At 60.3% G+C, this 24706-nt stretch carries 19 protein-coding genes; 11 read left to right on the top strand and 8 right to left on the bottom strand.

The window, feature by feature from the left end:
• The first annotated feature begins 245 nt into the window (after positions 1–245).
• A complete protein-coding gene (locus ASC98_RS06610) occupies positions 246–806 on the top strand; it encodes an NADAR family protein (RefSeq protein WP_056819802.1) in 561 nt (186 codons plus the stop codon).
• Between the two features lie 796 nt (positions 807–1602).
• On the opposite strand, the gene ASC98_RS06605 is transcribed toward ASC98_RS06610, so the two are convergent.
• Complete coding sequence (locus ASC98_RS06605) at positions 1603–3012, bottom strand: IS701 family transposase (RefSeq protein WP_056810437.1); 1410 nt, start codon at positions 3010–3012, stop codon at positions 1603–1605.
• Between the two features lie 141 nt (positions 3013–3153).
• Here ASC98_RS06605 and ASC98_RS06600 point away from each other — a divergent pair, with 141 nt between their 5' ends.
• Positions 3154–3969 (top strand): ATP-grasp domain-containing protein, encoded by an 816-nt coding sequence (locus ASC98_RS06600; RefSeq protein ID WP_056810434.1) that lies wholly within the window; start codon positions 3154–3156, stop codon positions 3967–3969.
• A gap of 290 nt (positions 3970–4259) precedes the next feature.
• Here ASC98_RS06600 and ASC98_RS30140 read toward each other — a convergent pair whose 3' ends face one another.
• The 5 genes from ASC98_RS30140 to ASC98_RS06570 form a co-directional block, all read right to left on the bottom strand.
• The gene (locus tag ASC98_RS30140) at positions 4260–4760 is read right to left on the bottom strand and encodes a hypothetical protein (RefSeq protein WP_157597797.1); all 501 of its coding nucleotides are present in this window, start codon (positions 4758–4760) and stop codon (positions 4260–4262) included.
• Positions 4761–4776: 16 nt separating this feature from the next.
• Complete coding sequence (locus tag ASC98_RS29315) at positions 4777–8310, bottom strand: RHS repeat domain-containing protein (protein WP_162249245.1); 3534 nt, start codon at positions 8308–8310, stop codon at positions 4777–4779.
• 95 nt (positions 8311–8405) lie between these two features.
• On the bottom strand, positions 8406–13001 hold the full coding sequence (locus ASC98_RS30135; protein ID WP_157597796.1) for a choice-of-anchor D domain-containing protein: 4596 nt from the start codon (positions 12999–13001) through the stop codon (positions 8406–8408).
• A gap of 522 nt (positions 13002–13523) precedes the next feature.
• Complete coding sequence (locus tag ASC98_RS06575; RefSeq protein ID WP_056810423.1) at positions 13524–13871, bottom strand: Mor transcription activator family protein; 348 nt, start codon at positions 13869–13871, stop codon at positions 13524–13526.
• A complete protein-coding gene (locus ASC98_RS06570; RefSeq protein ID WP_056819798.1) occupies positions 13868–14632 on the bottom strand; it encodes a terminase gpA endonuclease subunit in 765 nt (254 codons plus the stop codon). Before ASC98_RS06570 ends, ASC98_RS06575 begins: the two co-directional genes overlap by 4 nt.
• Between ASC98_RS06570 and ASC98_RS06565 the strand changes: the two genes are divergently transcribed.
• The 3 genes from ASC98_RS06565 (at position 14595) to ASC98_RS06555 (ending at position 17422) form a co-directional block, all read left to right on the top strand.
• Positions 14595–15188 (top strand): hypothetical protein, encoded by a 594-nt coding sequence (locus tag ASC98_RS06565; protein WP_057480025.1) that lies wholly within the window; start codon positions 14595–14597, stop codon positions 15186–15188. The two genes, ASC98_RS06570 and ASC98_RS06565, sit on opposite strands and share 38 nt — an antisense overlap.
• A 19-nt stretch (positions 15189–15207) precedes the next feature.
• A complete protein-coding gene (locus tag ASC98_RS06560) occupies positions 15208–16692 on the top strand; it encodes a ParB/RepB/Spo0J family partition protein (protein WP_056819794.1) in 1485 nt (494 codons plus the stop codon).
• 367 nt (positions 16693–17059) lie between these two features.
• Positions 17060–17422, top strand: coding sequence for a hypothetical protein (locus ASC98_RS06555; RefSeq protein ID WP_157597793.1), 363 nt, complete (start codon positions 17060–17062; stop codon positions 17420–17422).
• A gap of 332 nt (positions 17423–17754) precedes the next feature.
• On the opposite strand, the gene ASC98_RS06550 is transcribed toward ASC98_RS06555, so the two are convergent.
• A complete protein-coding gene (locus tag ASC98_RS06550; protein ID WP_056819788.1) occupies positions 17755–18651 on the bottom strand; it encodes a helix-turn-helix transcriptional regulator in 897 nt (298 codons plus the stop codon).
• 141 nt (positions 18652–18792) lie between these two features.
• Between ASC98_RS06550 and ASC98_RS06545 the strand changes: the two genes are divergently transcribed.
• Positions 18793–19299: an ester cyclase gene (locus tag ASC98_RS06545; RefSeq protein ID WP_235581188.1), complete on the top strand. Its 507-nt coding sequence runs from the start codon at positions 18793–18795 to the stop codon at positions 19297–19299.
• Between the two features lie 7 nt (positions 19300–19306).
• Entirely contained in the window at positions 19307–20299 is a 993-nt protein-coding gene (locus tag ASC98_RS06540; protein ID WP_056819786.1) for an NADPH:quinone reductase, read from the top strand.
• A 200-nt stretch (positions 20300–20499) separates the two neighbouring features.
• Here the strand turns inward: ASC98_RS06540 and ASC98_RS06535 are convergent, their stop codons facing one another.
• Entirely contained in the window at positions 20500–20892 is a 393-nt protein-coding gene (locus tag ASC98_RS06535; RefSeq protein ID WP_056819783.1) for a hypothetical protein, read from the bottom strand.
• Between the two features lie 215 nt (positions 20893–21107).
• On the opposite strand from ASC98_RS06535, the gene ASC98_RS06530 reads away from it, so the two are divergent.
• The 4 genes from ASC98_RS06530 (at position 21108) to ASC98_RS06515 (ending at position 23967) form a co-directional block, all read left to right on the top strand.
• A complete protein-coding gene (locus ASC98_RS06530; RefSeq protein WP_056819782.1) occupies positions 21108–21380 on the top strand; it encodes a hypothetical protein in 273 nt (90 codons plus the stop codon).
• 98 nt (positions 21381–21478) lie between these two features.
• Positions 21479–22114, top strand: coding sequence for a triacylglycerol lipase (locus tag ASC98_RS06525; protein WP_056819778.1), 636 nt, complete (start codon positions 21479–21481; stop codon positions 22112–22114).
• A gap of 97 nt (positions 22115–22211) precedes the next feature.
• Positions 22212–22586, top strand: a complete 375-nt coding sequence (locus ASC98_RS06520) for a hypothetical protein (protein ID WP_056819776.1) — start codon at positions 22212–22214, stop codon at positions 22584–22586.
• A 286-nt stretch (positions 22587–22872) separates the two neighbouring features.
• Positions 22873–23967 (top strand): sensor histidine kinase, encoded by a 1095-nt coding sequence (locus ASC98_RS06515; RefSeq protein WP_056819773.1) that lies wholly within the window; start codon positions 22873–22875, stop codon positions 23965–23967.
• Positions 23968–24706: the final 739 nt, after the last annotated feature.

Genomic DNA, 24706 nt, shown 5'->3' with positions numbered 1-24706 from the left:
GTACTCCAGGCTCGCAAAGCTCGTCTGTTTCATGCCGCCATCCTCGCCGTCCGCAGCTCATTCGGCCATCGAGATCTGCCCGAATAAATCAGTGGTTCCCTAGAGGCAACCAGGCGAGGCAGACGATCGGCAACAATCGGCCATGAGCTGCCCCTCGCGAGCGGCGGCTTTCGGATAGGCTAGCCACCTCAATCATGCCCCTCGCAACTCGTGACCCCGCTCGATCGCATCTACCGACGACTGCCATGATTGAAGCCGTGAACCCTCGCACTGTCGACGACCTGCTGCGTTCGCTCGACGCAGGCGCCACACTCAAGTACCTACTCTTTTGGGGCAACCAACCGAACGTCGACGGCTCCATCGGAAAGGGATGCCTCAGCCAGTGGTTCGAGGCCGGCTTCGAGGTCGATGGCCAGCACTACCTGACCGCCGAGCATTTCATGATGGCGGAGAAGGCGCGACTCTTTGGCGATGAGGCGGCGCGCTTTCGAATCCTGGCTTGCAGAACGCCGGCGGAGGCAAAGAAGCTCGGCCGAACTGTGGAGGCCTTCGACAACGCCGTTTGGGAGACCGCGCGCTTCGAGATCGTTGTGACAGCAAACCATGCGAAGTTCTCGCAGAACCTCGCGATGCGGGACTACTTGCTCGCCACGGGAAGCCGCGTGCTCGTCGAGGCCAGCCCAGTAGATCGCATCTGGGGCATCGGCCTGGCCGCGAACGATATGGCCGCCTTGCATCCGGGAGCGTGGCTCGGACTGAACCTTCTCGGTTTTGCCCTGATGGAAGTACGAAGCCGGCTGACGTAGGCGCCACGCCAGGTGTCCCAATCCGTCCACTCGCTGCCGTTCGCGAATGACCGCTCTCGGATGACCTCTCATTGTGGTTGCAACAGGCGTGGGCGTCGCGAAAGGCTGACTCTCGCCGTCGGTGGAGTAGCGATGCCGCTTCGAAGAATCGACACGACCTCGGAACACGCAGACTTCACAGCGGCTTCGCCATGTGGGTGCAGATTCTGCGGATGACTCCTCAACAGCTTCGCTCTGTTCTCGGTCGCCTCTTGGCTGTCGGGGCTACGGCTCTCTGCGGTGCGTCGATCTTGGGCTGCAGCGGCCCCACCGATGCGCAGGTGGCAGCTGACTTTGCGAGAGTGCATTCAGGTTGTACGCTCACCAGGGCCGTGTGTGGCGAGTCAGAAGGTGGGTACCTGTGGGTGGAGGTATCGGGCTACTGCGCCGGCGACGGCTTCGGGCGTGGGGACTTGTTCCGATACGTCGAGAAAGACGGTGAATGGATAGTCATTCCATCGAGAGTGGAGACACCGCATTCCCGAACCCGCTAGCCCGGGGAGCGACCGCCTTTCTGCATGCCAGATGGGAGTTGGCTGACAGCACGGGTCGTCTACCGCAGACGACTGGTGCAGCGGCAGACAACAATCGGCCAGGTGCGGTCGGCCATCAGTGTCTGCTTCAAGGTCGCTGAATCTGTGCGGCGTGGACTGCTTGGACTTGGGTCAAGGCCAAGCCCGGAGCGCCATCACTGAGCCAGCGCTCGTATTCAATTGGGTGGGCGAAGTAGAAGCGGCCGCCGCGGGTTGCGCTAATCTTACTGTGTCACAAGAGTAGTTTTTCTCGTACCCTTCCGCAGCAGGGGCACTGCCCGAGGCGGGCGATCAACGCGTAGCTGAGTTGATGGCGCAGCGTCGTGATGGAGTTGCTCACGTGACGCTGCGCGCGCAGGACTGCCGCGGGGGATGTAATCCTCGGGAAGGGCAGGCACTTTGCGTTCGATGAAGTTTTTTTTGCCGCCGACGGGCTTGTCGGCGATGAGTCGTTCGGTCATCAGGAATCCGTAGGCTGCGATGCTCAGGCTGGCATGGTGATGGAACCCGCGCCAGCCCCGGCCCTCGTAGTGCCCCAGCCCGAAGTCCTGTTTCAGATCCTGGTAGTCGCGCTCGATGCGCCAGCGCTGATGCGCGGCAGCGACCAATTCGTTGAGCGCAATGTCCTCGGGCAATGTGGACAAGACGTACTTGCTCGGCTCGGCCTCGTGGGCCGGCCACTCGATCAGCAGCCATTCCAGCGGACGCAACCTCGCCTTGCCGGCGTTGCCTCCAGCGTGTCGCACGCGCAGTGCTGCGAAACGTCCGCTGAGCGGCTCGTTGGTGCCCTCGCGCCAACTGATCGTGTGGAACGCCTGTTCCGGCAGGGACAAGGCCAGCGCCTTGACGCTCATGGGTTGGATTGCAGCGGTGCGCCGTGGCATGACCGGCGGGCGTCCCTTGCCGCTGTAGCGCTTCGGCGGCAAGGGCTCGACGCCGGGAGGCCAGACCACGACCGCGGAGGTCACGCCCACGGCGTACAGCAACCCCATGTCGCTGAGCGTTTGGCGGAACGCCGTGTCAACGCCGTAACCCGCATCGGCCAACACACAGTGGCGTGGAGCCCCTTCCTCCAGCAGGCCGCGCAACTGCGCCAGCGCGATCTGCGTCTTCGTCGCGAAGCGCAACTCCTCGGGCACACCGGCCCGCTGCCGTCGCACCGGGTCCGCGGCCCAGTCCTCGGGCACATAGAGCTGCCACACCACCGGAACACTGCCTTGATCGCAGGCCAGCGACACGCTCACCGCCACTTGGCAGTTGTCCTGCTTGCCCAGCATCCCACAGTACTGACGGGTCACGCCCACCGAGTACTTGCCCTTCTTCGGGAACCCGGTGTCATCGATGATCCACCAGCCGCCTCGGCTGAAGTCCATCTGCGGCACCACCCACTGGCAGACCCGGCGCAGCATCTCTCGATCGGACCATTCAGCCTTGGCAACGAAGTGATGCAGCGCTTGATGCCGGGCGCTCGCATGCACGGGATCCACCCGCGCGGCCATCGGCTCCACGCTCTTGCGCGACAGCGGCAGCATCAGCCCCGTGAAATACCCCTTGAGCCCCGCATGGCGGTCCGAATGCCCCAGACCTTGCGCCAGGTGCTCCATGTACTCGTCAAACCGTTCGCTCGCACCCATCGTTCCTCGTCTGAAGAATGAAGAGTTGCGTATCGTGCCACGATTTTAGTGACACAGTAAGACTAACGCTTTCCACCGAGAGCTATCGATCGTTCATATCCCACGCTCGGCACCTCGAGGCGACACGTTAGCATTGAGAGCATGAACATCGCACGCGTCGAATACAAGCTCATCGTCGTGAGCGAGGACGTAGGGGTACCGGCCTATGACTTCGACTTCGACTTGCACTTTGCGTGTGACCACCCGTACCAGATCGAAGGCGAAGAGTTGTGCGTCCTGCGAGTTGGACCCCTCAGCGACTACGCAACCGAATTCGATGACAAGCTAGCAATGGGCCTGCGCCTTGTGAACTCGCCTGCAGAGCATGTCCTCGCAAGCGAATTGGAAGCGTGGTATCCCGTTCTGGAAGGGCTTACTCCACGCACGAAGGTTTTCGATGCCTTGCCCACGGCAAGCGAAGTCGAGTCTGACTTTCGTTGGCCAGTCTTCATGAAGGGGTCAAGGCAAACCAGCAAGCACAACCCGGACCTGTCGATTATCCGAAGCCGCGATCACTTCGAAGCAGCCTCTCGACTGTATCGATCTGATTCGATCTTGCACTGGCAGAAGCCAGTCATCCGAGAATTCATCCCCCTGCTTTCCGTTCCTGGGCAAGTGCCAGGAAAGGTGCAGCCCTCGGTGGAATTCCGGTCATTCTGGTGGCACGGCACATGCGTTGGCTGGGGAAGATACTGGTACCAAGTGCCAGCGTACGAGTGCGCCGATGCGGCGGCTGGCCTCGAGGTCGCCAGGATTGCAGCAACACGCTTGGCCGTCCCCTTTCTCGTCGTCGACTTTGCCAAGACGGCCGAAGGACATTGGATTGTGATCGAATGCAACGACGCACAGGAGTCGGGGTATGTCGGAATCGCGGCCCAGCCACTTTGGCAGAACGTGATCGATCTAGTCGAGAACTGACATTGCACTAGGATCGGTGAAAACCTATCCAGCAACCCTTAATAATTGCTTGAAGACAAGCGATTTCTTCCGGTAGGCCAACATCTGCGAAAGATCTATCCCAGCACATTCACCGGTCGCACCGATCGGGAAATCATAACCACCGGCAATGGGCGGCTTAAGGGGCGTAAAGACCCCTCTTCCGATCGACATGATGGAACCTTGCCGGCCCCTATATTGTTATTGCTGAGCGCCCTAGGGTCGCCTAACTCTCACCAGGGTTTAGAAGCCCATCTATTTAGGATGCGCACTCATCCCGGGCGATCAGACTCATAATCCTTCGATCCCGCGGCTTTAATATCTCGTAAGAGGAACGCCAAATACGGACCGCCCCAAGCGTCCGATGCAATTGCTTCGGAGGCGAGTTTAACGAAGCCCCTCGACTCGCCCCATCGCGGGGCGCAACTCTTGTGCAGATGCGTGTAGTTAAATCTGCCAAGAGCATGCGTCACAGCATTAGCCAAATAGTCAATAAATAGATAATCTTCGGGCTCGATAATTTCGAGAGCACATACCACGCACTTTCGTTTTCCTGGACCAACCTTCTCCACTCGCTCAACCACCCGTCGCAGAGCTTCTTCGCGTCGTTTGTCCGCGTCGAGACAGGTGGCATGAACCGCAGCATCAGATAGGTCAAAACACACATCCTTCGAGTTCATGACGAACGGAGGGAATACATGCGCCTTCTCCCCCTCCTTAATCACGATTCCGCAAAGGGGGCAAAGCGTCCTTCCAACAAATAACAATGCCATTTCTACTCCAGATTATTCAATGTCCGGACCGCACAACTGAAACTTGCCCGCCGTGAAAAACATACTGTTTCGTCTGACCAAGCGCTCTTAAGGCCGCCGCGTCCGCGTCGCTCGGCATTGCATTAGTGGGGTGTGTATGCCCAAATATTTTACTGATGGAACCTTCAGCGAATTCGATCCCATCTGGTGAGCCAGAGACAATTGCCCTCTCGCCATTCGCGAGCGTAACAACTGCATGCTCGTTACCCGTCATATGCGTGAGACCCTTTGCCTCATTAATAATATCAGAAACATTCTCGCCTCGCTTAATAATGCGCGTCACCTGCATGGGGCCTGCTTTTCCCGTCCCCGAGCTAGTAGCTACTGAAATACTCTTTGAAGCGGTGATATTTACCTTAGGGAGCGACGCAACTCGTGCTTGATTGACCTCCGCAGCCACTGCTTTCTCTGCCGTAGCGGCTCCGCTGCCCAGCAAACCACGAACCTTTCCACTTGCCCAACCTAATGCAGGCCCGACCATCCGCCCGAGGCCCTCACCCAACCCCCACCACCCCGCCTCCTCGACTGCTTGGGCGCCCAACTTTGCAGCAAGCTTTCCTCGCTCGCTCATAATGCCATATTGTTCCTGACCCGGCGTCGCTCCCTCTTGAGTACCAGGCTGCGCCTTAGCGGCCTTTGCATTCGACTGCGTCGGGCTTGTCGACTTTCCGTTCGCTGTGTTCGCTATCTGGTTTCCAACGCTATCCTTGCTCAAGCTGTTCGTCGGCTTATCAGCCATTTCAGAACTTTCGCCTTCCGCCGAGTCATCAAACCCATTCGGATCCACACGGTTCAATGGATTGTTTCGCGCATAACTATATCGATTGAAACTCTGCAAGTGATGCACTGAGGGAATAGTAGGGTCGGCACTTAGGAAACGGCCAATGTCCGGATCATAGATCCGAGCATTCATGTGAATGTATTCAATCTCATCCAAATGTTCATGACCTGTAAACCCCCGCTTAGTGCTGACGGCATCGATGCTTCCGGCTTGGTCATATGCTCCCGCGGGCGAGCGGCGCTTTCCGAACGGGTCATAAGACAATCGCTCGAGCACACCGCCAACACCATCGGTCACGGCCACAACACTGCCGAGGGGGTCCTTGTGCCAATAACGGTACTGAAGACCCGTCACGTTCGTAGGCACAGGATCCACCGCGACCCCTCCTGGCGACTCGATCTGCAAAGTTACATTGCTATCGGCCAGCAGGAAGTGACGGTTCGTCGCAACGCCACCCGTGCCTTGCAACTCTCGCTCGAAATACAACGCGCCCTCGTTATCAGGATGCAGGTAGAGCACCGTACGAGATTGTCCATTGCGAATCACCGTCTGCTTGATCCGTTGATGCTCCGGCCCATACCAAAAAGTACTGCTGACACCACCCGGGGAAAGTGACAGACTCTGGGGCGAGTCGAAACTGGTCCAAACATGGGTACGTGTTACACCATTAGTCCCCGCCACGGTCTCGATGTTGCCGTGGGCATCGTATTGGTATATTGGGCTCGCAAATTTCCCAGTTTGGCCCGACACCTGCTTTACAGCATGCGGTCGAGTGGGCCCATTTCCCACCGGAACGTAATTGTAAGACCCCACATCGCTGTTATAGGTTATGTTCCCCAGAGCATCATATTGATAGAAAACCACTCGGCTTACCGAAGGGCTTTGCACCAATTGTGCGGTCAAACGATTCAACCGGTCGTATCCGAAGGCTTCATTCAAGTGCTGCAGCGCATCGGATCGGCCGTTTAAATTATTTATCGCATTGTAACTAAAGCTCTGATCTAAAATGACGCCCGCGGCACCGGTTGACTGTATTCCCGTCACATTCCCGGTCTGCGCGTCGACTTGCCGAAGATCCGTCAGGTTATTGCCCAATGCAATTCGAACAGCGTCACCTCGTGCGTTGCCTTCAAGGCGCTGCCAGTAAATCTGGTCGGTCGCTACATTGCGCAGGTCCAACAGCACACCGCGGTCGTTATAGGTACGTTTGACCGCAAATCCAGTCGGCCAGATCTGTTGGTCGATACGACCATCCGCGTTGTAACGTACCTTCCCGACGAACGCCCCATCCGCACCACCACCCAATGTCACGGTAGAGGAGGTCAAACGCGCAAGTGCATCGTAGTTGTTCGCGAGTCGGTAGCCCGTGCTGGTCGTCGACTCACACAGCAGCCCTAGGCTATAGCCGCAGGCAGTCTTCGCGGCAGTGACGTCATAGAACCAGAAACTATCAAGATCCGGCTCTGTCCTTCGTACTAGTCTCCCCAAACGGTCGTACTCCATAGTGGACGACAAATTCTTGGGACTTACTTGCCGTACCACTTGGCCAACCGCATCGACCTCATAGATCCACGACCCCATGTCTGGGTCGATCAGTCCGACACGACTTCCACGCATATCATAGTTTGCGACAGATATATTACCCTTGGGATCTTGGATTACAACGACATTCCCGAAGGCATCCGGGAGATAACTGATCTGATTACCTTGCGTATCGGTGACCCGAAACACTTGGTCGTATTCGTTACGTTCCTTGATTAACGTCTGACCAAGAGCATTGGTCTGCAAAGTGGAACGACCGTTATACTCTGTACTTGCCACTGCTACGCCGCCTGGCGCATTTGGATTCGGTCGAGACTCGGTTCTAACGCGGCCGAGCTCGTCATAGGTCCACTCCACCCACTCCGCTGCGGAGCCTCCCGCGAAGTATGGTCCGACTTCTCTGAACAATCTGCCAGCGGCATCGTATTGACGCTCAATCACGCTGATACGCATCACCCCGGTGGCGAAGGCTTCAACCTCTTGACGGATCTCGCGATTTTCGGTGTCGAAATAGCTGGTCTGAATTGGCCCATTTTGGACCCCAGAGGCGTTTCGCGGTGTCATGCGAATGTAGTAAGAGACTACAGCTCCTGCCGCGGTAAATGAGGAGCAATCCGTGCTAGAGCCCCCAAATACGGGGCAGAGGTTGTATGTCCATGTGCGTTGATTCCCATCGGGTCGGATCTCGCTCACCTTGCGACCGAACTCATCTAGCATTATCACCGTCTGCAAATTGTTCACATCACGGTGGCTAGTACGAGCGCCAAAGCTTGGACTTACCTGCGTATGCTCAATATGCCCTTCAGCATTGGTGGTCAACGTCGGCGCAATACCCTTCGGGGTGCCTCCTTCGGCCAAATACTCTTCGGTGAGTTCTCGCACCGGGAATAGTGCAGTGCCAGTCGCACCGACGCAATTCTTCTGGGTTGTCTTCCGTCGATTTCCATAGTCGTCGTATAGATACTCTGTGCGTAGACATGATTGCGGTTGGCCCGGCTGCAGCGTCACAGCTGTCACCCGTCCGTTGGCAGGGTCACGTTCCATGACCGAATCACGGCTGTACTGGAATGGATCCGCCGGCACCTGCGCCCATGCGCTGCCGAAAGCAGGCAGCAGCGCCAAGAGCAATGTGCCAATGAGACGCCGAGCTGACCGCGGTTCGGCAAGAGAGGAATGGGCTTCACTCATGGTGCATTTCGGCGAAAGTGAGTGGCAGAGCGATCGCGACTGCATGCGATCGAACCAATGGTTGTGCCTGAGCCTGTACACGAAAGCTCGGCGGATCATCGGCATGGCGGATCCGTCAACTTGTAGACCCAATCAGCAGCGCTACCCGTAGACGTCCAGCTCTGTTGTGCTGCATTCTTTACCGAGATGACCGTGGGTATGCTTACCACCGATCCTCCACATCGGGCTTCGCCAATGAACTGCACAGTAACCGTACACGCGGTGTGGGCTGGCATCACTCCACCATTGGCGGGACATGTTCCCGGAAGAATGGTGAAACGAGCATTGCTGCTACTAATCCATATGGGCCCTGCTTCACCCGCGTTCGTGTTCTCGATGCCCAGTACTTGTGTTTTTACGACACCCTCTTTAACAGACCCGAAACTCCACGACGCTGGAGTAATCGCAATTGCAGGAAGAGCTAACGCCTTCACGGTCAAATTGGCCCCTACGGACGCCGCAGTGCCACTAGGCGTTGGTATGGCAATGAGCGTGCCGCTGTATGTGCCAGGTGCGATGTCACTGGTAACTGTCACCGTGCCACAGTTGGTCGATCCCGCGGCGCAGCTTTGCGGGCCTGAAACGGAAGTTCCCTGCGGCCCGGTGTAGTTGATGCTGGTTGCTGTCGTCTGTCCATCGTTACCAACGGTACACACAAAGGTTGCAGGATTCGGGGTAACCGTGGGGAAGTTGCCAAAGCACGCAAAAGTCAATTTGGGCGGAGTTGGATTGACGGTCAGATTGATGCTCACCGACGCACCCGATCCCTTCGGCGGTGAAATAGTAAACGTCCCGCTATAGATGCCGGGGGCGGAGCCGCTCGCCAGGGCAACATTGCCGCAGTTGGTGGTGTTGGCGGCACAACTGCTCGGCCCGTCGCCGACGACGCCGCTCGGGTAGGAGTACGACAGTGTTGTCGCGGCCGACGGCCCTGTATTTCCCAGCACGCACACCATCGTCGCTTGACTGGGTGAGGTGACCGGCGTCGTGCTGGTGCAATTCCCGAGGGTCAGCGCAGCACCACTGCCAGAACCGGTTGCATGGAAGGCAAGGTTGACTACAGTGGCTGATACCAGACCCGAGTCCGCCCCTCCTTGCATGCGCGAATAGCTACCCTGGACAAGAATGTCCGCCGAGAATGCGCCGAACGCTGTGGGCCTGAAGTACACGGCGACGGTGCAACTGGCTCCTGCGGCCAAGGTAGTTCCGCAATTGGTGGAGATCGGGAAGTTGCTGGCCTGTGCGCCCGTCACCGCGACGGACAAGTTCTTCAGGGAGCCACCGTTCAACGCGTTGTTGGTGACCGTGAATGATCTTAGGTCGCTGGACGTGTTGACGGTCTGCTCGGGCCATGCAGTCCCGGCGGAATCGATGGTCGACGTGCCCACGGAGAACGTGTACGCCTGGTCCACCGTGTAGGTCGTGCTGCTGCCACTGGCGAGTCGATAGGTGATCCTGTCGACCGCCGTATAGCTTCCGGGCGTTGCAAGCCCGCCCATGCCAAAGAAGGTTTGGCAAGACTCGCCGGGGGCAAGGACCGTGGTGCCTGGCAGACAATAGCCGTTGGTTCCCTGCCAAGACCAGACGCCAGACGGGCCATTGGCCGCGGCATGCGAGACCAGTTGGATAGGAAAAGTGCTGACGTTCTTGATCAGCGGCCAGTCGCCCGAGTCGGATGCTGCGCCGACCACGCCCCAGTTAGTTTGCACCGGTTGAAACACGACGGAGGGCGGCCCCACGACCAGCATGTACCCGGCCACGGCGTTCCTACCACCTGGCACCGGCGTGGCGGTTAGCGACCCAGCGTAGGTCCCCGGTATTCCGTCGGTGGTCACCTTGACAATGCCGCAGTTGGTGGAGCCCGCCGGGCAAGTAGTAGGGCCTGTAGCTGTCGCGCCTGCGGAGGCCGCATAGTTGATGCTCAACGCGCCGGCCTGTCCCGTGTTCGCCAACGTGCACACCATACTCGCACCCCTCGGCGGGGAAACCGGTGAATCGATCAGGCAACTGGAGAATGTCAGGATTGCCGGTAGATCCACCGTTCCCGTGGCCGCCGGAATGGCCGCACCGCTCACTTGGCTGTAAGTGCTCGTGCTTGTGAGTTGTCCGATCAGCCAGTTGCCGACATCGTTCTGGAACTCGTTGCTCGTCGTCCGGCGGCTCATGACATTGGAGCCCGGCTGATCGAGGTGCTCGACCACACTGCGCCTGGAGTTGCCATAGAGGTCAAAATCGTTGCCGGTTTGCCGGACGCGATCGACGAAACTGCCATCCAGATTCCAGCGCTGGATCTCCGTGCCGACCTCATGCACGCGAGCGTATTGCGCAGTCTGGTCAAACGCTTGGAAGCTGTGCGAACTGACTTCGAACAGGATGGGGCCCGCGAACTTCTGCACTTGCGCGACGAGACCATCAAACGGGGGATCTTGACGATATGTGGTTCGGACTTTCACACCGGTCACCTCATCTGCCGATGTAACCTGCTCGAATCCGAGCATTCCATTGCGCTGCATATCCTTGCGCAAGCCCATATACGTGTACGAAATCGGGGCGAACCCACCACGACCATTGCTAGTCAGCTTACGTGACACAACGTATTCTGCTGACTGCACATCAACCCTTGGATAGGTCGAACCGCCTCCCTTGGTGTAGACGCTGCTATCGACGATGGACTTGTATTCGACGACACTGGTATGGCCTGCGCCGTGCTTCACGCCGGTCAATTGATCAATAGGCCCTGCCGCCGCCGGCACCCACAATTGACCACTGGTCACGTTGTACACGCCCGCTCGACCACCGCCATTAAAATCCTCGCAAACGAATTCATTCACAGCATTAATCGGAGGCACACCACTAACCTGCGAAACAAACCCAACCCCGGTGGATAGCCAAAAGTAACCCTGAATCGCATCGTAAATGTCTGAGCGGCCGTCCCCATTAAAATCAGCAATGCAACTTATACTAACACCAACGGTCGATTGCACACTCAATGGATTGAATAGATTCCCGTTGGAAATTGTATAATTCAACGAAATCCCGGTACTCTGAATTAAATCAGTATTCCCGTCACCGTTAAAGTCGCCAAAACGGATTCCCTTGGGTCGACCTTGGAGCGGAGCTCCATAGATCGGCTGTATTCCGACACCAGTGCTGGTGACATTCACAGAGTAGATCACCAACGAGTCTTGGCCGAACGTTGCGATTTCGGAGCGCCCGTCACCATCGACGTCGACTGGTGTGCACGTTTCGTCCAGCCAATAGGGGTCCGCAATGCCGATCTTCTGATTTGCAAAACTTCCGGAGACCCATGTTCCCATCTGCCAAATTTCAGGCTGGTTTGGGTTACCGACAATAGGCGTATCGGAAATTGCGTCGGTGCGACCGTCCCCGTCGTAGTCACCGTGACACCAATACATTCCAGTCCCAAAAGGCGCGACAGTGTCAAAGGGCTGGGCTCCTGACGACGCGAGTACGACTGAAGGGAAGTCTCCATTGCGATCCGACAGGCGGGCCAGTAAATCTACTCGCCCATCACTATTATGATCCCAGGCCTTGAAATGCGTCAGGCTAATGTTCTGTCCATGCTGAAACGGCATGATGTTGTCATGGATTTCGAAGAATTCAGGAACACCATTGCCTCTGGCATCTAGCGGCACCTTACCTGGACCAGGTGAAGCGATCTGGGCCAGCGTTGCCGGCCCTGCTGCATTGCTATACTCGAATTGCATTGCAGGCAGGCAGGAAGCAGCCTGTGCGCCAGTACCACACTCGGTGATACTCTGCAATAGAGATCGCTGCGTAGCCCCACTTAGCTGATAGCCCAGGCGATATTCCTTGAACTGCTGCTTGGTAGGCACACCGGCCACTAGGGGAAAGGAGTTGACGCGGATTGTCTTGGCACGGCGGCTAGTGCTCCCCTGCGAGTTTCCAGCAACGTACTTATTAATAGCATCAACAGCGGGACGAGCCTCATATTCAATACCAACAAACGCGTTCGAATGCTGCATCGACAGCAGGACTTGTTCACCAAGTGATTCATTCTTTTCGTAGACGTACGAAACAACGTTCCCATTGATGGATCGATCGTGGGAGGAACTCACCATCCAAACTCGCACTGTCCCAGCTGAGGGCAGCTTCAGCTTTGAATCCTCCGTGTTCCCCAATTCAAGGATGTGCCCGTCCTTCAACTCGACGCGAAACCAAGCAGGGCCGGCGCCCGACGATCCGACTGACGTGATGCGCGCGTATGACTCATTTGCTGTGCGATATTGAGTCCCATCTGCTCCGTAAGCTCCAGAGACGGCGCGCAACTTCTCTCCATTGAAGCAGTAGAGGTCCGATGCATCGTTGTGGACACCGGCTCGAACGCCGTCTTCAGCGATATTCTTAGGACACCGATTGATTGATGACAGCCCCTTTAGCGACCATCCAACACCGAAGAGCCCATTACTCGCAGTACTGTCATAGACGAGACTGAGCGTCACATCCTCAGGCCCAGTCGCTGGGGGCAGGCGAAGCGGTACGGAGAAGATCGCTGAACCATTGCTGCCGACCTCGAGTTCGCCCGGAGTCTGCATCGTCTCCCCAGTGGCAACAGCGGCGGGAATAAACCCTGCGACAAGAAGCCAACGCATCACGGATGTCAATTTCATAGGGATGTGAGAATGATTCAGGTAAAGCAGAGCTAGCGCCTGATCGCAAGCGATCGTTCGCGACTCAGAGACTTGGAAGCAGCTAACGCGAAGCGCGCTAGGCGTGAGTCATGTAGGGGACCATGGTGCAGCGATGCCGCATGAACCGGCCCTCCGTCCACATGAGGAGAACAGACGACAATACCCCACTCCTCGCTATTGCGAGGCAACTCGAAGCACGCATTTTTCCTCCCTTTGCACTCGCCCTGCCGGGACGCATGTAGTTGCGTCGACTCAAACAGGATGTGCCTATTAAGCTCCTCGATCGGGCGGCGCCGAGGCGCGCTTCCCAACTGTCACTCGGAGATTACACAAAGGCACCGAAGGACGCAAGACCATGCTTCTGCAGCTTAGAAAATCAACTCGCACCCCGCTGCCACCTGTGTCGCAGTGACGATTGGCGATCACTGCTTCTACGCTGACGTGGGACCGCCAAAAGCGGGTTGACCTGGCATCTGTTGACGCGCTTTCTCGGTGCGCACCTCACACACCGTCTCGCCCTCGCCGGCCGACGATCCGATAGACCGTCGATCGCGCCAGCCCGAACAGCTGCATCAGCTCCTTGATGTTCCGGCCGTTGAACATCTCCCGCACGCGCTCATCGCGCGCCGACTTGTCCGCCGCGGGCACATAGACATCGTCGCCACCAAACCGCGCGCGCATGCCCTGCACGATCTCGTGTGCGATGGCACTCGCCCACGGCTCCTGGAACGCCAGGTCATCGCGCAGGATCTCGGTCATGTCGAACACCCACTGCGTGGCCGCATCTGCCTTGATCTCGTGGGCATCGGGACGGGGTTGCTGCTGGGGCTGGAAGGTCGATTGGCTCACAGGCGGCTGCTCCAAGAATCGCTGACGATGAAAGAGTTCGGGACGATGGGACGGACGGCGGGTGGTCGAGCCGCAGGTGGTGGAGCTGGTGAAGGCGGCGCCGCGGCCACTGCGCTCGGTTGTGCAGACGTCTGCACTGGCGCCGGATCGCTCTCCGCATTCGGCACGGGCACCCCGCCGCCCGCGAACAGGTCCGGCTCCAAGCCGGCTTCGAGCCGCGCCCAAAGCTTGTCGCTGAGCGTGTGCAGCCCGAGCATCTGCACGCAGAACAGCGCGTACACCGTGCAGTCCAATTTCTCGTTGCGCTTGCCCGCCGGCTTCAGCCAGCGGTGCTCCTCGCCGCGGCCGGTCTTCACCAGCATCCGGCTCTCGGCCGTCAGCTGGTCGTAGAACTCCGCCGTGAGCTCGCGCGCGAAGTGCACGTAGCCCGGCCCGGGCTGGCTGACCTGCAGGCGGCCGTAGAGCAAGTCCTTCGCCGTGTCGGTGCCCACGTGCCACAGCCGCACGCCCTTGCGGATCGTCTTGCCGCGCTCGTTCACGTCGACCAGCACGCTCGCGCTCTTGATCGGCCGGCCCAGCCGCGTCTCGCCCTTCACCGCGTACAGGTTCTGGTTCGGCCGGTTGCGCACGAAGACGTAGCACTGGTGGGTGAAGTGGCCGCCCGTGTCGATCGCGACCGCGTCGGCCGACATCTCGACGCCGCACACGTGCCGATAGGTCGCCTTGATCGCCGGATCCACCGGCGCCGAGGTGTCGCTCAAGCACCCTCTTCCCGGCAACATCGATCTGCGAACGATCGCGCACCACCTCAGCCTCCTCAATCGCTTCACCGGCGCCACCTGCAGGCCCTACAGCCTGGCCGAGCACTCGCTGCTCATCTGCAGGATCGCCGAGCGCGAACTCGACCTCGATGTGCACGGCCAGTTCGCGGCCCTCATGCTGGCCGCACACAAGGCCTACGTCGGCGACCTGTCCGCCGCCGCTGAGGACGAGATCGGCGCCCCCTGGATCACCCTGGAGAACCGATTCGTCCGCTTGATCCGCAACAGCTTCGCGCTGAACGTTGCTCACGCCGCGCACGCCCAAGGGCTGCTCAAGGCGGCACTGATCGCGGAGGCCACCGCACGTGCACAGCTCCTGCCGAACCCCGGCACAACGCCTCCTCCTCTCCCCGCCGTCAAGCCGGTGACCTGGGTAAACCTGATGTCGCCCGCTTGCCGAGACACCACGTGGTCCGGCTGGCGCAATGCGTTCATCGAGCGCGCCGACTCGCTCGATTTCCAACGCCAGCAGTTCGCAAGCCGCTTGGTCCACTGAACGCAACCTCGGACGAACCATGGAAACCATCCGCGAGATCACTCTCGACCAGTTGCACGAGAGCCCCTTCAATCCCCGGCGCACCTTCACCGGCATCGATGAGCTGGCGACGAATATCGTTGCTGAGGGCCGCATCCACCAGCCGATCCTGGTTCGCCCTCGATCCGGCGGCGCCGGCTTCGAGATCGTCTTCGGGCACAGACGCGTCCGGGCCGCTCGCTTCGTCAACCTCGCCAGTGCGCCGTGCATGGTGCGAGACATGACCGACGCCCAGTCCCGCAGCGCCCAGGTGGCGGAGAACCTGCAGCGCACGGACGTGCACCCGCTCGAAGAGGCCGAAGGGTTCATGTCGATGATGCAGGACGATGGCTTGTCCATCGAAGATCTTGTCTCGAGGTTCGGCAAGAGCCGCACCTACTTCTACAACCGGTTCAAGCTGCTCGACGCATGCCCGGCGCTGCGTGAGGCGTACCTCGCCAACGAACTCGGCACCGAGGCGACGCAGCGCATCGCGCGCCTGCCGTCGGCCGCACTTCAGGAGAAGGCGCTGGAGTGCATCAGGCAAGACGCCCACGCTCGGCTCGCGGCGGGCGGCAATGCAAGCTACCGCAGCATCCAGGCCCTGCTCGCCGAGAAGTTCTCGCTGGAGCTGCGCGAGGCCATCTTCGATATCGCCGATGCGGACCTGCTGCCAGACGTGGGCAGCTGCACCGACTGCTGGAAACGCTCGGGCAACGCGCCCGACTTCGCGGACATGACCGAAGCCGACAGCCGCAAATCGGATTCGGCGCGGGGCAGTGCAGACGTCTGCACTGATCCGGACTGCTTCGCGGAGAAGAAGAAAGTCCACCTGCTGCGCGTCGCGCCGCGTGCGGCCGAACGCGCTGCTGCGGCCACGCCGCACCCCATCGAACACGAACCGGCCGCTCAGCATGCCGAGCCAACCGCCCCAACCGGCGACGCATCAGACAACGATGCGCAGGACGCGGCGGCACCGAATGTGGCTTCGGCGCCCAGCAACATGGACGCAGACCAGACGGAACCGGCTGGGGTGCCACCGGCAAAGCCCGTCCGTGTGCAAAGGCGAAAGGCGATCGACGAGGACGCCACTCCGTCCACCCTCGCCTGCCGCAGCCGACTCGACCTGCTCAAGCGCGTTCGCGAGCGCGCCATTGCCAACGAGCGCAGCGCATTCGACCTGCGACTCGTTGCCAAGTTCGTCTGCGAATCCATCGCATGGCGCCACCGCGCGACCCTCGAAGGTCTGTACGAATGCGGCATCGGAAATCTGGCGTTGCGTATCGACACGCTGCATCCCTCCGAGGTTGCGCTCTTCCTTCTCGACTGCGCGCTCGCGGCCAACGTGATGGTCGGGGAGGACGACGAAGGCACTCAGCCGTCATACCTCATCGCGGCTGCGGAGCACTATCAAGTCGGATCACCTCCGCTCCAGTCCAGCATCACCCAAAAGACACACATCCGGGCAATCAAGGAGGTCGACTGAAGTGGAGGGCAGCATCGAACAAATCACGGACATTCTCAAGCGCCTCATGGATGTGCGAACACTGGACGCGCGCCTTTGGGACACGGCGGACGTAGCCACCTATTTGAAGTTGAACGTCGCACACGTCCGGCGCTCGCTCCTCACGCGTTCCGACTTTCCTCGTGCCGTAGATCTACCGGGAGCAGGCAACGAGCCCATCCGACGATTTAGACCAGACGACGTCCGCGACTGGGCAGAGAAATTCCGGAGGTAGACAGCAACATTGCATAGCCATCTTCAAAGGCGACTACTTAAATAATGCGATCGCTCAATCCGCCGGCGCCAGCTTTTACACGCGCAAGCCCCGACAACACCACTGACACAGACAATGATCCACGAGAAAATCACCGGCCTTATTGGAAACGCAGAATTCTTCGACGAAAGGGCACACCAAGTATCTCCCGGCTGCATGGAGGCCTTCGGCATCACGATCAGTAGTCGCTATGGTCGGTTTGATGAACTCATCGAGCTGCTGCTCTTTGCTCAGGCAGCCGCAGAAGCAGCGGTTGCGCACTACGTCAAGGAAGCCTTCTATGACTCGCAGTCGTGCACATGCAGCTTTGAACTCGATAGGACTGTAATTCTCGGTTCCGAGATCGAAATGACACTCCGCTCATGTGCACACAATACCGTGAGCCAGTTTGTGTGGTTCGATCAGTGCTGCGGAGTAGCCATTGAGGAAGACGGCTGAGCACCTTATGGAACAAAGTATTGACAAGCTTTCGGTGGCATCGGATGTCAGCTCTGCAGCGGTTGCGGTCGGTCGCTTCGAGCTATCGATCGGCCGCTTGCTGCCTCAATGCGGACGCTGCAGCGCTCCGGAGGTGGCCGAACGATCGGCCAAGCGACGCGGCACCCACGGACGCTCGTCAACGCGCCGCACCGCCAGCGGACCGCGGTGGGTTGAACGTCCGCTGTGCGCCGGCGCTAACTGGAGCTATCGACCCGTTGCTGTCACTCGCCACCCCGGAAAGCTGACGTCAAGACAACGCAGTTCATGATGACCAGGATCGCTGAATGCGGTTACGCCGAGACATCGAACTGACGACGGAAGTCGCCCGGCGTGCATCCTTCGATGCCGCGAAAGAACTTGGTGAAGTTGGTCGCCTCGTCGAAGCCGAGCCGGTGCGCGATGGCGGAAATCGGCATCTCCGTGTGCACGAGCAGGCGCTTGGCTTCCAGCGCAAGGCGCGTGGCGATGAAGGCCTTCGCACCGACGCCGGCCACCCCACTGCAGATGCGAGTGAGGGTCTTCTCGGAACATCCCATGGCCTGTGCGTAGCGCGACACGTGATGCCACTGATGCACCTTCGCGTCCAGAAGCCGTTTGAAAAGACGAAAGCGCTCCGGCGCGTCGGACGATGTTCCGGCGGACGGCTGTTGCGCCGCGTGAAAGATGTGCAGCCGCGTCACGAGCGTTGCCAGTTCACTCTGGAGCAGCCAGTTCAGCAGCGGTTGCCGGGCCTCGAGCGCGCACGCCTCCTCCAGCCGCGCGAGCGTGTCGGCCAAGAACCGACCCGTCGACCGGTCGAGGCGCAGATGGCCAGGAAGCGCGTCGACCAGTTCAGGCATCTGAAGGCGCTCCACGTCTTGCGAAGCCTGCAGCAGCTCGGGTCGGAACAGCAGGAGGTTTGCGTCCCAACGGCTTCCCGGGCCGAAGCGGTGAACCTGTCCAGGCCGAATGGTCAGCAGCGATCCGGCGCCACACTCGATGTGACTGAAGTCCACCACGGCGCGGCACATTCCGCGTCTGACGTGCACGAGCAAGTGAAAGTCGTAGCGGTGGTGACGCTCCAGGTGGGCTCGGGGCACCCTTCGTCTCAGGTCCGACATCGAGAAGACCTCGAGATCCAGCGCGCGCTCGGCCGAGGGCCGATAGGGGACCTGCTCGATATCGATCGGTCTCGTTGCGCGCGGCATCGATCCATTGTCCGATATTCATCATTTGGCAACCGACTTTGATCGTGTCGAACACGCAGACAGATCGAACAATCGGGGATCGCGGGCACCGGGCGGCCACCATGCCCGGGCCCCATCCTGATACACAGTCCAAGGCGACCGATGCAAAACACCCGACGCGTGCTCTTCTTGTCAGCGGCCACGGCTGCCGCCTTTCTCTTCGGCTGTGCCGTGCCTGGCAGGGAAGCGTCTTCGGCCAGCGCAAACCGACAGTTCATGGCTCGCTTCGTGGAGTTCATCAACACGGCCGACCCGCGGCTCGCCACGGAGTTGGTTTCTCCGGCCGCCGTGTTTCACGTTCCGGGACGCGCCGAGCCCGTGCACGGGCCACAGGGCTACCTGGAGATCATCGGAATGATGCGCGGCGGATTCCCCGACATTCGGTGGACTCTTGAAGAAACCGTCATCGAAGGCGATGTCATCGCGGCGCGATTCACCATGCGTGGGACGCACCGCGGACCCTTCTTCGGCGTGCCCCCCACCGGCAAGACGATTGCCGTGCAAGCGCTGAACATCTATCGCCTGTCGACCGGGAAGATCGTCTCCGAAGTGGGGCAACCGGACCTGCTCGGACTGATGCAGCAGATCGGCGCGTTGCCGCGCTCCTGAGGTACCCATGCAAGCGACCTGGTACGAAAAGCAGGGACCGGCACACGATGTACTCGTTGTCGGCACGATGGCCGACCCCGAGCCTGGCTTAGGCGAAGTACGAATTCGAGTTCATGCGTCCGGTATCAACCCGGGCGACGTGAAGAAGCGCCAGGATGCCTTCGGGGTCGGGATGCCGTTTCCCCGCGTCATCCCGCACAGCGATGGCGCTGGAGTCGTCGATCGCGTTGGCCCCGGGGTCCCGTCGTCTCGGATGGGGCAATCGGTGTGGTGCTATGGCGCGCAGAGCTACCGGCCTTTCGGCACGGCGGCAGAGTTCACCGTGGTTCCGCAAGGCCAGGCCGTCTCGTTGCCGGAGGGCGTGTCGTTCGAGCAGGGGGCGTGTGTCGGCATTCCCGGGATCACGGCTCACCGTGCGGTTCACGCCGGCGGCCCGGTCGCAAATCGCACGGTGCTCGTGCAGGGCGGTGCAGGTGCGGTGGGGTTGTGTGCGGTGGGGTTGGCGCGGCTGGCCGGGGCTGGCGTCATTGCCACCGTCCGGTCACAAGATGACGTGGCTGCAGTGACAGCAGCGGGTGCCCACGACGTTCTGTGCACCGACGGCCTGTCCGCGCAGGACATCGTCGCGGCATTGCGCAAGGTGGCGGGGCATGGCATCGACCATATCGTCGAGGTTGCATTCGACGCCAATGTTGGCATCGATGTCGAGGTCCTGTCTTCGGGCGGTTCGATCGGAACCTATGCCACCGGCCGCTCGACACCGAGCATTCCATTTTGGCCACTCCTGTTTCAGAACACCCGCGTTTACTTTCTCGGCAGTGACGATTTCCCGAGCGAGGCGAAGGCGGCTGCCGCGCGCGATATCAACGCACTCCTCGGCTCGGGATGGCCAGGCTTCCTCATCGACCGCGCGTTCACACTCGCGGAGATCGCCGAAGCCCATGTGCAAGTCGAATCCAGGGGGAGGCGTGGTCGGGTGGTTGTGCTCGTGCCGCGGTAGTTCGTCTGCGGCATTGCGCACCGCGCGGCTACAGAACGGGTCGGACGGCGTGCCGGTCCGAGCGACTGCTTGCCGGTGAGCCTCGGTCAGTTCCTGGCCGACAGTAGGCGTACGTTTTCCGACACCGTCGAGCGAGGCCGATCCCAAGCCGTTCGTCAGCGAGTCAAGGCGAGCGAACGAAATCTGGCACTCGACCAACGCTAGCGCTCAACGCTGCCCGCAACGGCCCGAACGCCCTTTCCCAGCACGGTGCTCAAGTGCGCCGCAACAATCGACGCCTGAACTTCGTCTGCTGTCCTGCCGATCCGCAGCCGACGTCCGCTGAGAAGGTGAAGGCTGACAACCCACCATTCGGGCCTCTTGCCGTTGCGGCAGTGCTGTACCTCAATGGATTGAATGGCCTCGAAGCTCGCAACTGTTCGCCCAGCTGCAGAGACAAGGCGACTGACCTTGTCGGCAATCACATGACGTGTATTCACGCTCAGGACGAGGCGATCCTGCTTCTCCTCGACGATTTCGATCCAAGAGTAGGCCGCGAACAACTGCCCGAGCGCTGCGATGAGCGCTTGCCAGATTTGTTTGAGGATACTCATTCACGGATTCTCCAACACGTCCATGACTTCACCGAAAGCGGGCATAGGCGAGCTGCAGCTCCTGGCCGACCGTGCATGTTCACCGCGTTGCTCGAAAGCAGTCGGTCGCAGGTGGCTGCTGGACGACCGCTTGCAGGCCGACGGACGAAGAAGCACAGTCGGCCAGGAGCCGTCCTCGGACAACGTCAGCTTTCCGGCTTCATAGAATTCGCCCCGTGCCACTCTTCACCTACATCGTCAGCTACGCCGGCGCCAACCATGTCGCGCAGGGCACTCACAGCAACTTCACCGGATTTGCCATGACCTGGGCTTCAAACATCCCAACGACCGCGTTGCCGTCGCTCACCCCAGTCTTGCGCAAGGAGCTCCTTCAGAAGGCGTACCGAGGTGCGTTCTTGGAGGTATCTGGCGTGAAGCACGTCTGGCGAAATTCTCTCGAGCTGGGCGGGCGCGAGTTGACAGTCCTCGCCGTGCAGACTGAACGGTAGGTTGGCCGCTCGACTGGCAACAGTCGGCCAGAAGCAGTCCTTCGTAGGTGTCCGCTTTCCGGTAGGCTGGGTTCACATCGTCAGGTGATGATTCAACCATGCAAGCATTGTTCGTCCACGGCCTCGGCCGAACGCCGTTTTCGGGCCTCCCGTTGATGGCACGTCTGCGGCGTGCGGGTATCCGCGCCCAAGGATTTGGCTACTTGGCGGCCTGTGAGGATGTCGAGACCATCTGCGCACGGCTCACGCGCCGGTTGATCGGGATGGCGCAATCGTCCGAGACAACGTCGGGCTATGCGGTGGTCGGGCATTCGTTGGGCGGCGTGCTGCTTCGCGATGCGCTGGCCGCACTCCCTGACGGCGTGCTGCGGCCTCGCCACGTCTTCCTGCTGGGGTCGCCACAGAAGGCCTCGCGGCTCGCGCAGGCGTTGCGCGAGCGCTGGATCTTTCGCATCTGGTCCGGCGACTGCGGTCGTCTGCTTGGATCGTCACGGCGCATGGCAGGGATTGCCGCGCTGTCCGAGCGCACGACCGCTATCGTCGGTACGGGCAGCCTGCCCGTGTTGAGGCGCTGGTTCGGGGACGAGGCCAATGACGGTGTGGTGTCGGAATCTGAGGTCAGCGCCGCGTGGATCTCCGATTGGGTTCGGTTGCCGCAGACCCACACCTGGCTGCCATCGAGCCGAGAGGTGAGTCAGGTGATACTCGATCGCCTCCGTCGAACGGCAGCGTGACAAGCGGGCATGGCGTGCGGCTTCCAGAAGGGCTGCAGCCGGCCAGAAGCGGAGATCCGCGCAAGTTCGCTTCACGATCACGAGCTTGAGGTCAACCATGCAAGAACCGGCGGAGTCCAACAGCTTGAATGCACTTGCCATGCGCCTGCGCCGATTGACGTCGGTGCCGCCACTGATGTGCGTTGAGTTCCTCCGGCCGCTGTCGGAGCACGAGCGCATTCGATACGTGGAGTACGCCGAAAGCTCTGGCTTGTCGCTGTTCATCGATCCGATTGAGCTCGATCCTGAAATCATGCCCGTTGTGGCGGCAGTGCGCGAACGCGCGGGCCGTCTCCGTGATGACGGGCAGTTTGGCCGGGGCATGGGCACTGGGGGGCGCTTGCACGCATGGATGAAAGGTGAGTTGGCGCAACAACACGGAATCCAGTGGCGCACGCCCCCAGAAATGAACCCTGGTGTTGCTTTCGATTGAAGCACCCAGATTCATGGCGAACGTCGACTGTCCGATAGCTAAAGCGCGGACGCAACCGGCCGCTTCCAGCCTACGGTCAACGGCGTCGGCGGACGAACGCCCACAGACGGCCACTTGCTGACGGCCGCGAGCGGCGGCTTTCGGCCAGGCTCCCCGCACGAATTCGGAACCCCAAAGAGCGCTGGACGGCGGTCAACGACAAATTTCGCGTGCGTTGGCAGGCGAGCGAAGCTGAACTCACGGGGCGAATGACGGGTGGTAGGCTTCGTCAGCATCGGAGCCCATCATGACCTTCCACCGAGCTGCCGGCGAGCACTCGATGAGTACGACGAAGCGGAGCATCTTTACGCTCGTCCGCGGCGTCATCCAGCGAAATCCGCTCCTGCTTCTGCTCGCCTTCGTCGCGACCTTGTCCATCGTGCTGATCGGCGAGAGTTCGTACTGGCAATCGACGGGTGTGTTGGAACAGCTCAGTGCGCTGCGATCGGGCAAGACGACCTTGCAAGAATTGCGAGCGACGGCACCAGATAGCCAGTCAAACATTCATCGCACGCTGCTGGTCAATCGCCTTGGCGCGGGGGCTTTAAGCGCTGCCGGGCTCGTGGTGCTGTTCCTGTACCTGCGCCAGGGCTTGGCACTTGAGCAAAAGAAGGAAGATGTCAAGGAAGAGCTTGAGCGCGTGGTGCAGATCGAGCGCGAGCGTCTGGAGGTTGAGGTGGCATCGCGCACCGCGCAGCTCGTCAAGCTGACGCACCACATCGAAACGGCGCGGGAAGAAGAACGCGCCCGGTTGGCGCGTGACCTGCATGACGAGCTGGGCGCTTTGCTCATCTCGGCCAAGCTTGATGCCGCCCGGATCAAGGCCCGTGTGACCGAGGGTGCGCCCGAGGTGGTGGAGCGCTTGGCACACCTGGTCGACATGCTCAACAAGGGCATCGCGCTCAAACACAACATCATCGAAAACCTGCGTCCATCGACCCTTGACAGCTTGGGACTAGCCATCACGCTCGAGATCCTCTCGCGCGAGTTCGCTGAGCGTTCCGGCGTCAAGGTGAACTGTGCGCTCTCGGTTGTGATGCTGGAGCCGACTGCGGAACTGGTGGTGTACCGAGTAGTTCAGGAAGCCGTCACGAACATCAGCAAGTACGCCAAGGCTACGACCCTCTGGCTCGACTTGGTGTCCAGCGATGGGGTGGCGGAATTGACGGTGCGAGACGACGGTGTTGGATTCGACACCAGTTCGCCGTCGACCTCGGCCTACGGCCTACTCGGCATGAGGTTTCGTGTGGAAGCCGAGCACGGAACGCTTGTCGTCACGGCCGCACCGGGTCAGGGGACGACGATCCAGGTGCGGCTGCCGGAGCGCATTGTCGAGGGCTGATCCTTCGGCGAGCTTCACGTCGATCGGGTGTCTCGGGCCGTTCCGGGTGGCACGGCCCGCCGCGTCTGGTTGCTCTGGGTCGTAGTGCCGTACCGCCCGCCGGCGCTGCCTCCAAGCGAACGGGAGAATTCAATGCTTTGGCCAGGGGCATCGCTCGACTACGTGCGGCAACGTACAGAGAGACGCTTGTTCTGGAGGCATCATCACATCATGGCTACCACAACCATGATCACGCGCCTCGCCTAGGGGAGGCGCGAACCGCTTGGCTGAACGCCATCAATGCGCTGGCGAAGTATGCGTATAGGGTCGCCGAGGGCGCAGAGGATGACCCGAGCGTTTTGCTCTATCTAAAGTCGAAGACAGAGCGTGCGCGCCTGCAGTACGAGGCTGCTGCCTCCCGAGACGGTTACCTCGGTGCCTCCTGCGAGCGAACGGAAGCAATGGCCGATGGCGCAAGGCGCAACGCACCGCCGTGGCCAATCAAGTAGCAATCCGTTGACATGTAGCGGCGAGCGACTGCTTTGGGGCTTCGAATTCGACTCGTGCGAAGACAGCTTTGGGCCGATAGCTCTGATTCGCGGCTCGCAGTAGCAGCCGTTCGACCTGGTCAGCGCCGGCGTGCAGCCCCGTCCATTCGGGCGTGACCGAGCAAACCCAACGCGTTGCGCGACGAAGGACTCCTCTCCGTCAGAGCGGTCGCTCGAGCGACGGGCTCTGACCGACCGCAACCAGTCTGAAG

Origin of the sequence: Rhizobacter sp. Root1238 (assembly GCF_001425825.1) — a bacterium.
Classification (GTDB): domain Bacteria; phylum Pseudomonadota; class Gammaproteobacteria; order Burkholderiales; family Burkholderiaceae_C; genus Rhizobacter.
This window is presented reverse-complemented; position numbering and strand designations above follow the sequence as displayed.

Coding starts and splice junctions, on each gene's coding strand:
- ASC98_RS06610 (WP_056819802.1), top strand. CDS start 246: ATGATTGAAGCCGTGAACCCTCGCACTGTCGACGACCTGCTGCGTTCG.
- ASC98_RS06605 (WP_056810437.1), bottom strand. CDS start 3,012: ATGGGTGCGAGCGAACGGTTTGACGAGTACATGGAGCACCTGGCGCAA.
- ASC98_RS06600 (WP_056810434.1), top strand. CDS start 3,154: ATGAACATCGCACGCGTCGAATACAAGCTCATCGTCGTGAGCGAGGAC.
- ASC98_RS30140 (WP_157597797.1), bottom strand. CDS start 4,760: ATGGCATTGTTATTTGTTGGAAGGACGCTTTGCCCCCTTTGCGGAATC.
- ASC98_RS29315 (WP_162249245.1), bottom strand. CDS start 8,310: ATGAGTGAAGCCCATTCCTCTCTTGCCGAACCGCGGTCAGCTCGGCGT.
- ASC98_RS30135 (WP_157597796.1), bottom strand. CDS start 13,001: ATGAAATTGACATCCGTGATGCGTTGGCTTCTTGTCGCAGGGTTTATT.
- ASC98_RS06560 (WP_056819794.1), top strand. CDS start 15,208: ATGGAAACCATCCGCGAGATCACTCTCGACCAGTTGCACGAGAGCCCC.
- ASC98_RS06555 (WP_157597793.1), top strand. CDS start 17,060: ATGATCCACGAGAAAATCACCGGCCTTATTGGAAACGCAGAATTCTTC.
- ASC98_RS06550 (WP_056819788.1), bottom strand. CDS start 18,651: ATGCCGCGCGCAACGAGACCGATCGATATCGAGCAGGTCCCCTATCGG.
- ASC98_RS06545 (WP_235581188.1), top strand. CDS start 18,793: ATGCAAAACACCCGACGCGTGCTCTTCTTGTCAGCGGCCACGGCTGCC.
- ASC98_RS06540 (WP_056819786.1), top strand. CDS start 19,307: ATGCAAGCGACCTGGTACGAAAAGCAGGGACCGGCACACGATGTACTC.
- ASC98_RS06535 (WP_056819783.1), bottom strand. CDS start 20,892: ATGAGTATCCTCAAACAAATCTGGCAAGCGCTCATCGCAGCGCTCGGG.
- ASC98_RS06525 (WP_056819778.1), top strand. CDS start 21,479: ATGCAAGCATTGTTCGTCCACGGCCTCGGCCGAACGCCGTTTTCGGGC.
- ASC98_RS06520 (WP_056819776.1), top strand. CDS start 22,212: ATGCAAGAACCGGCGGAGTCCAACAGCTTGAATGCACTTGCCATGCGC.
- ASC98_RS06515 (WP_056819773.1), top strand. CDS start 22,873: ATGACCTTCCACCGAGCTGCCGGCGAGCACTCGATGAGTACGACGAAG.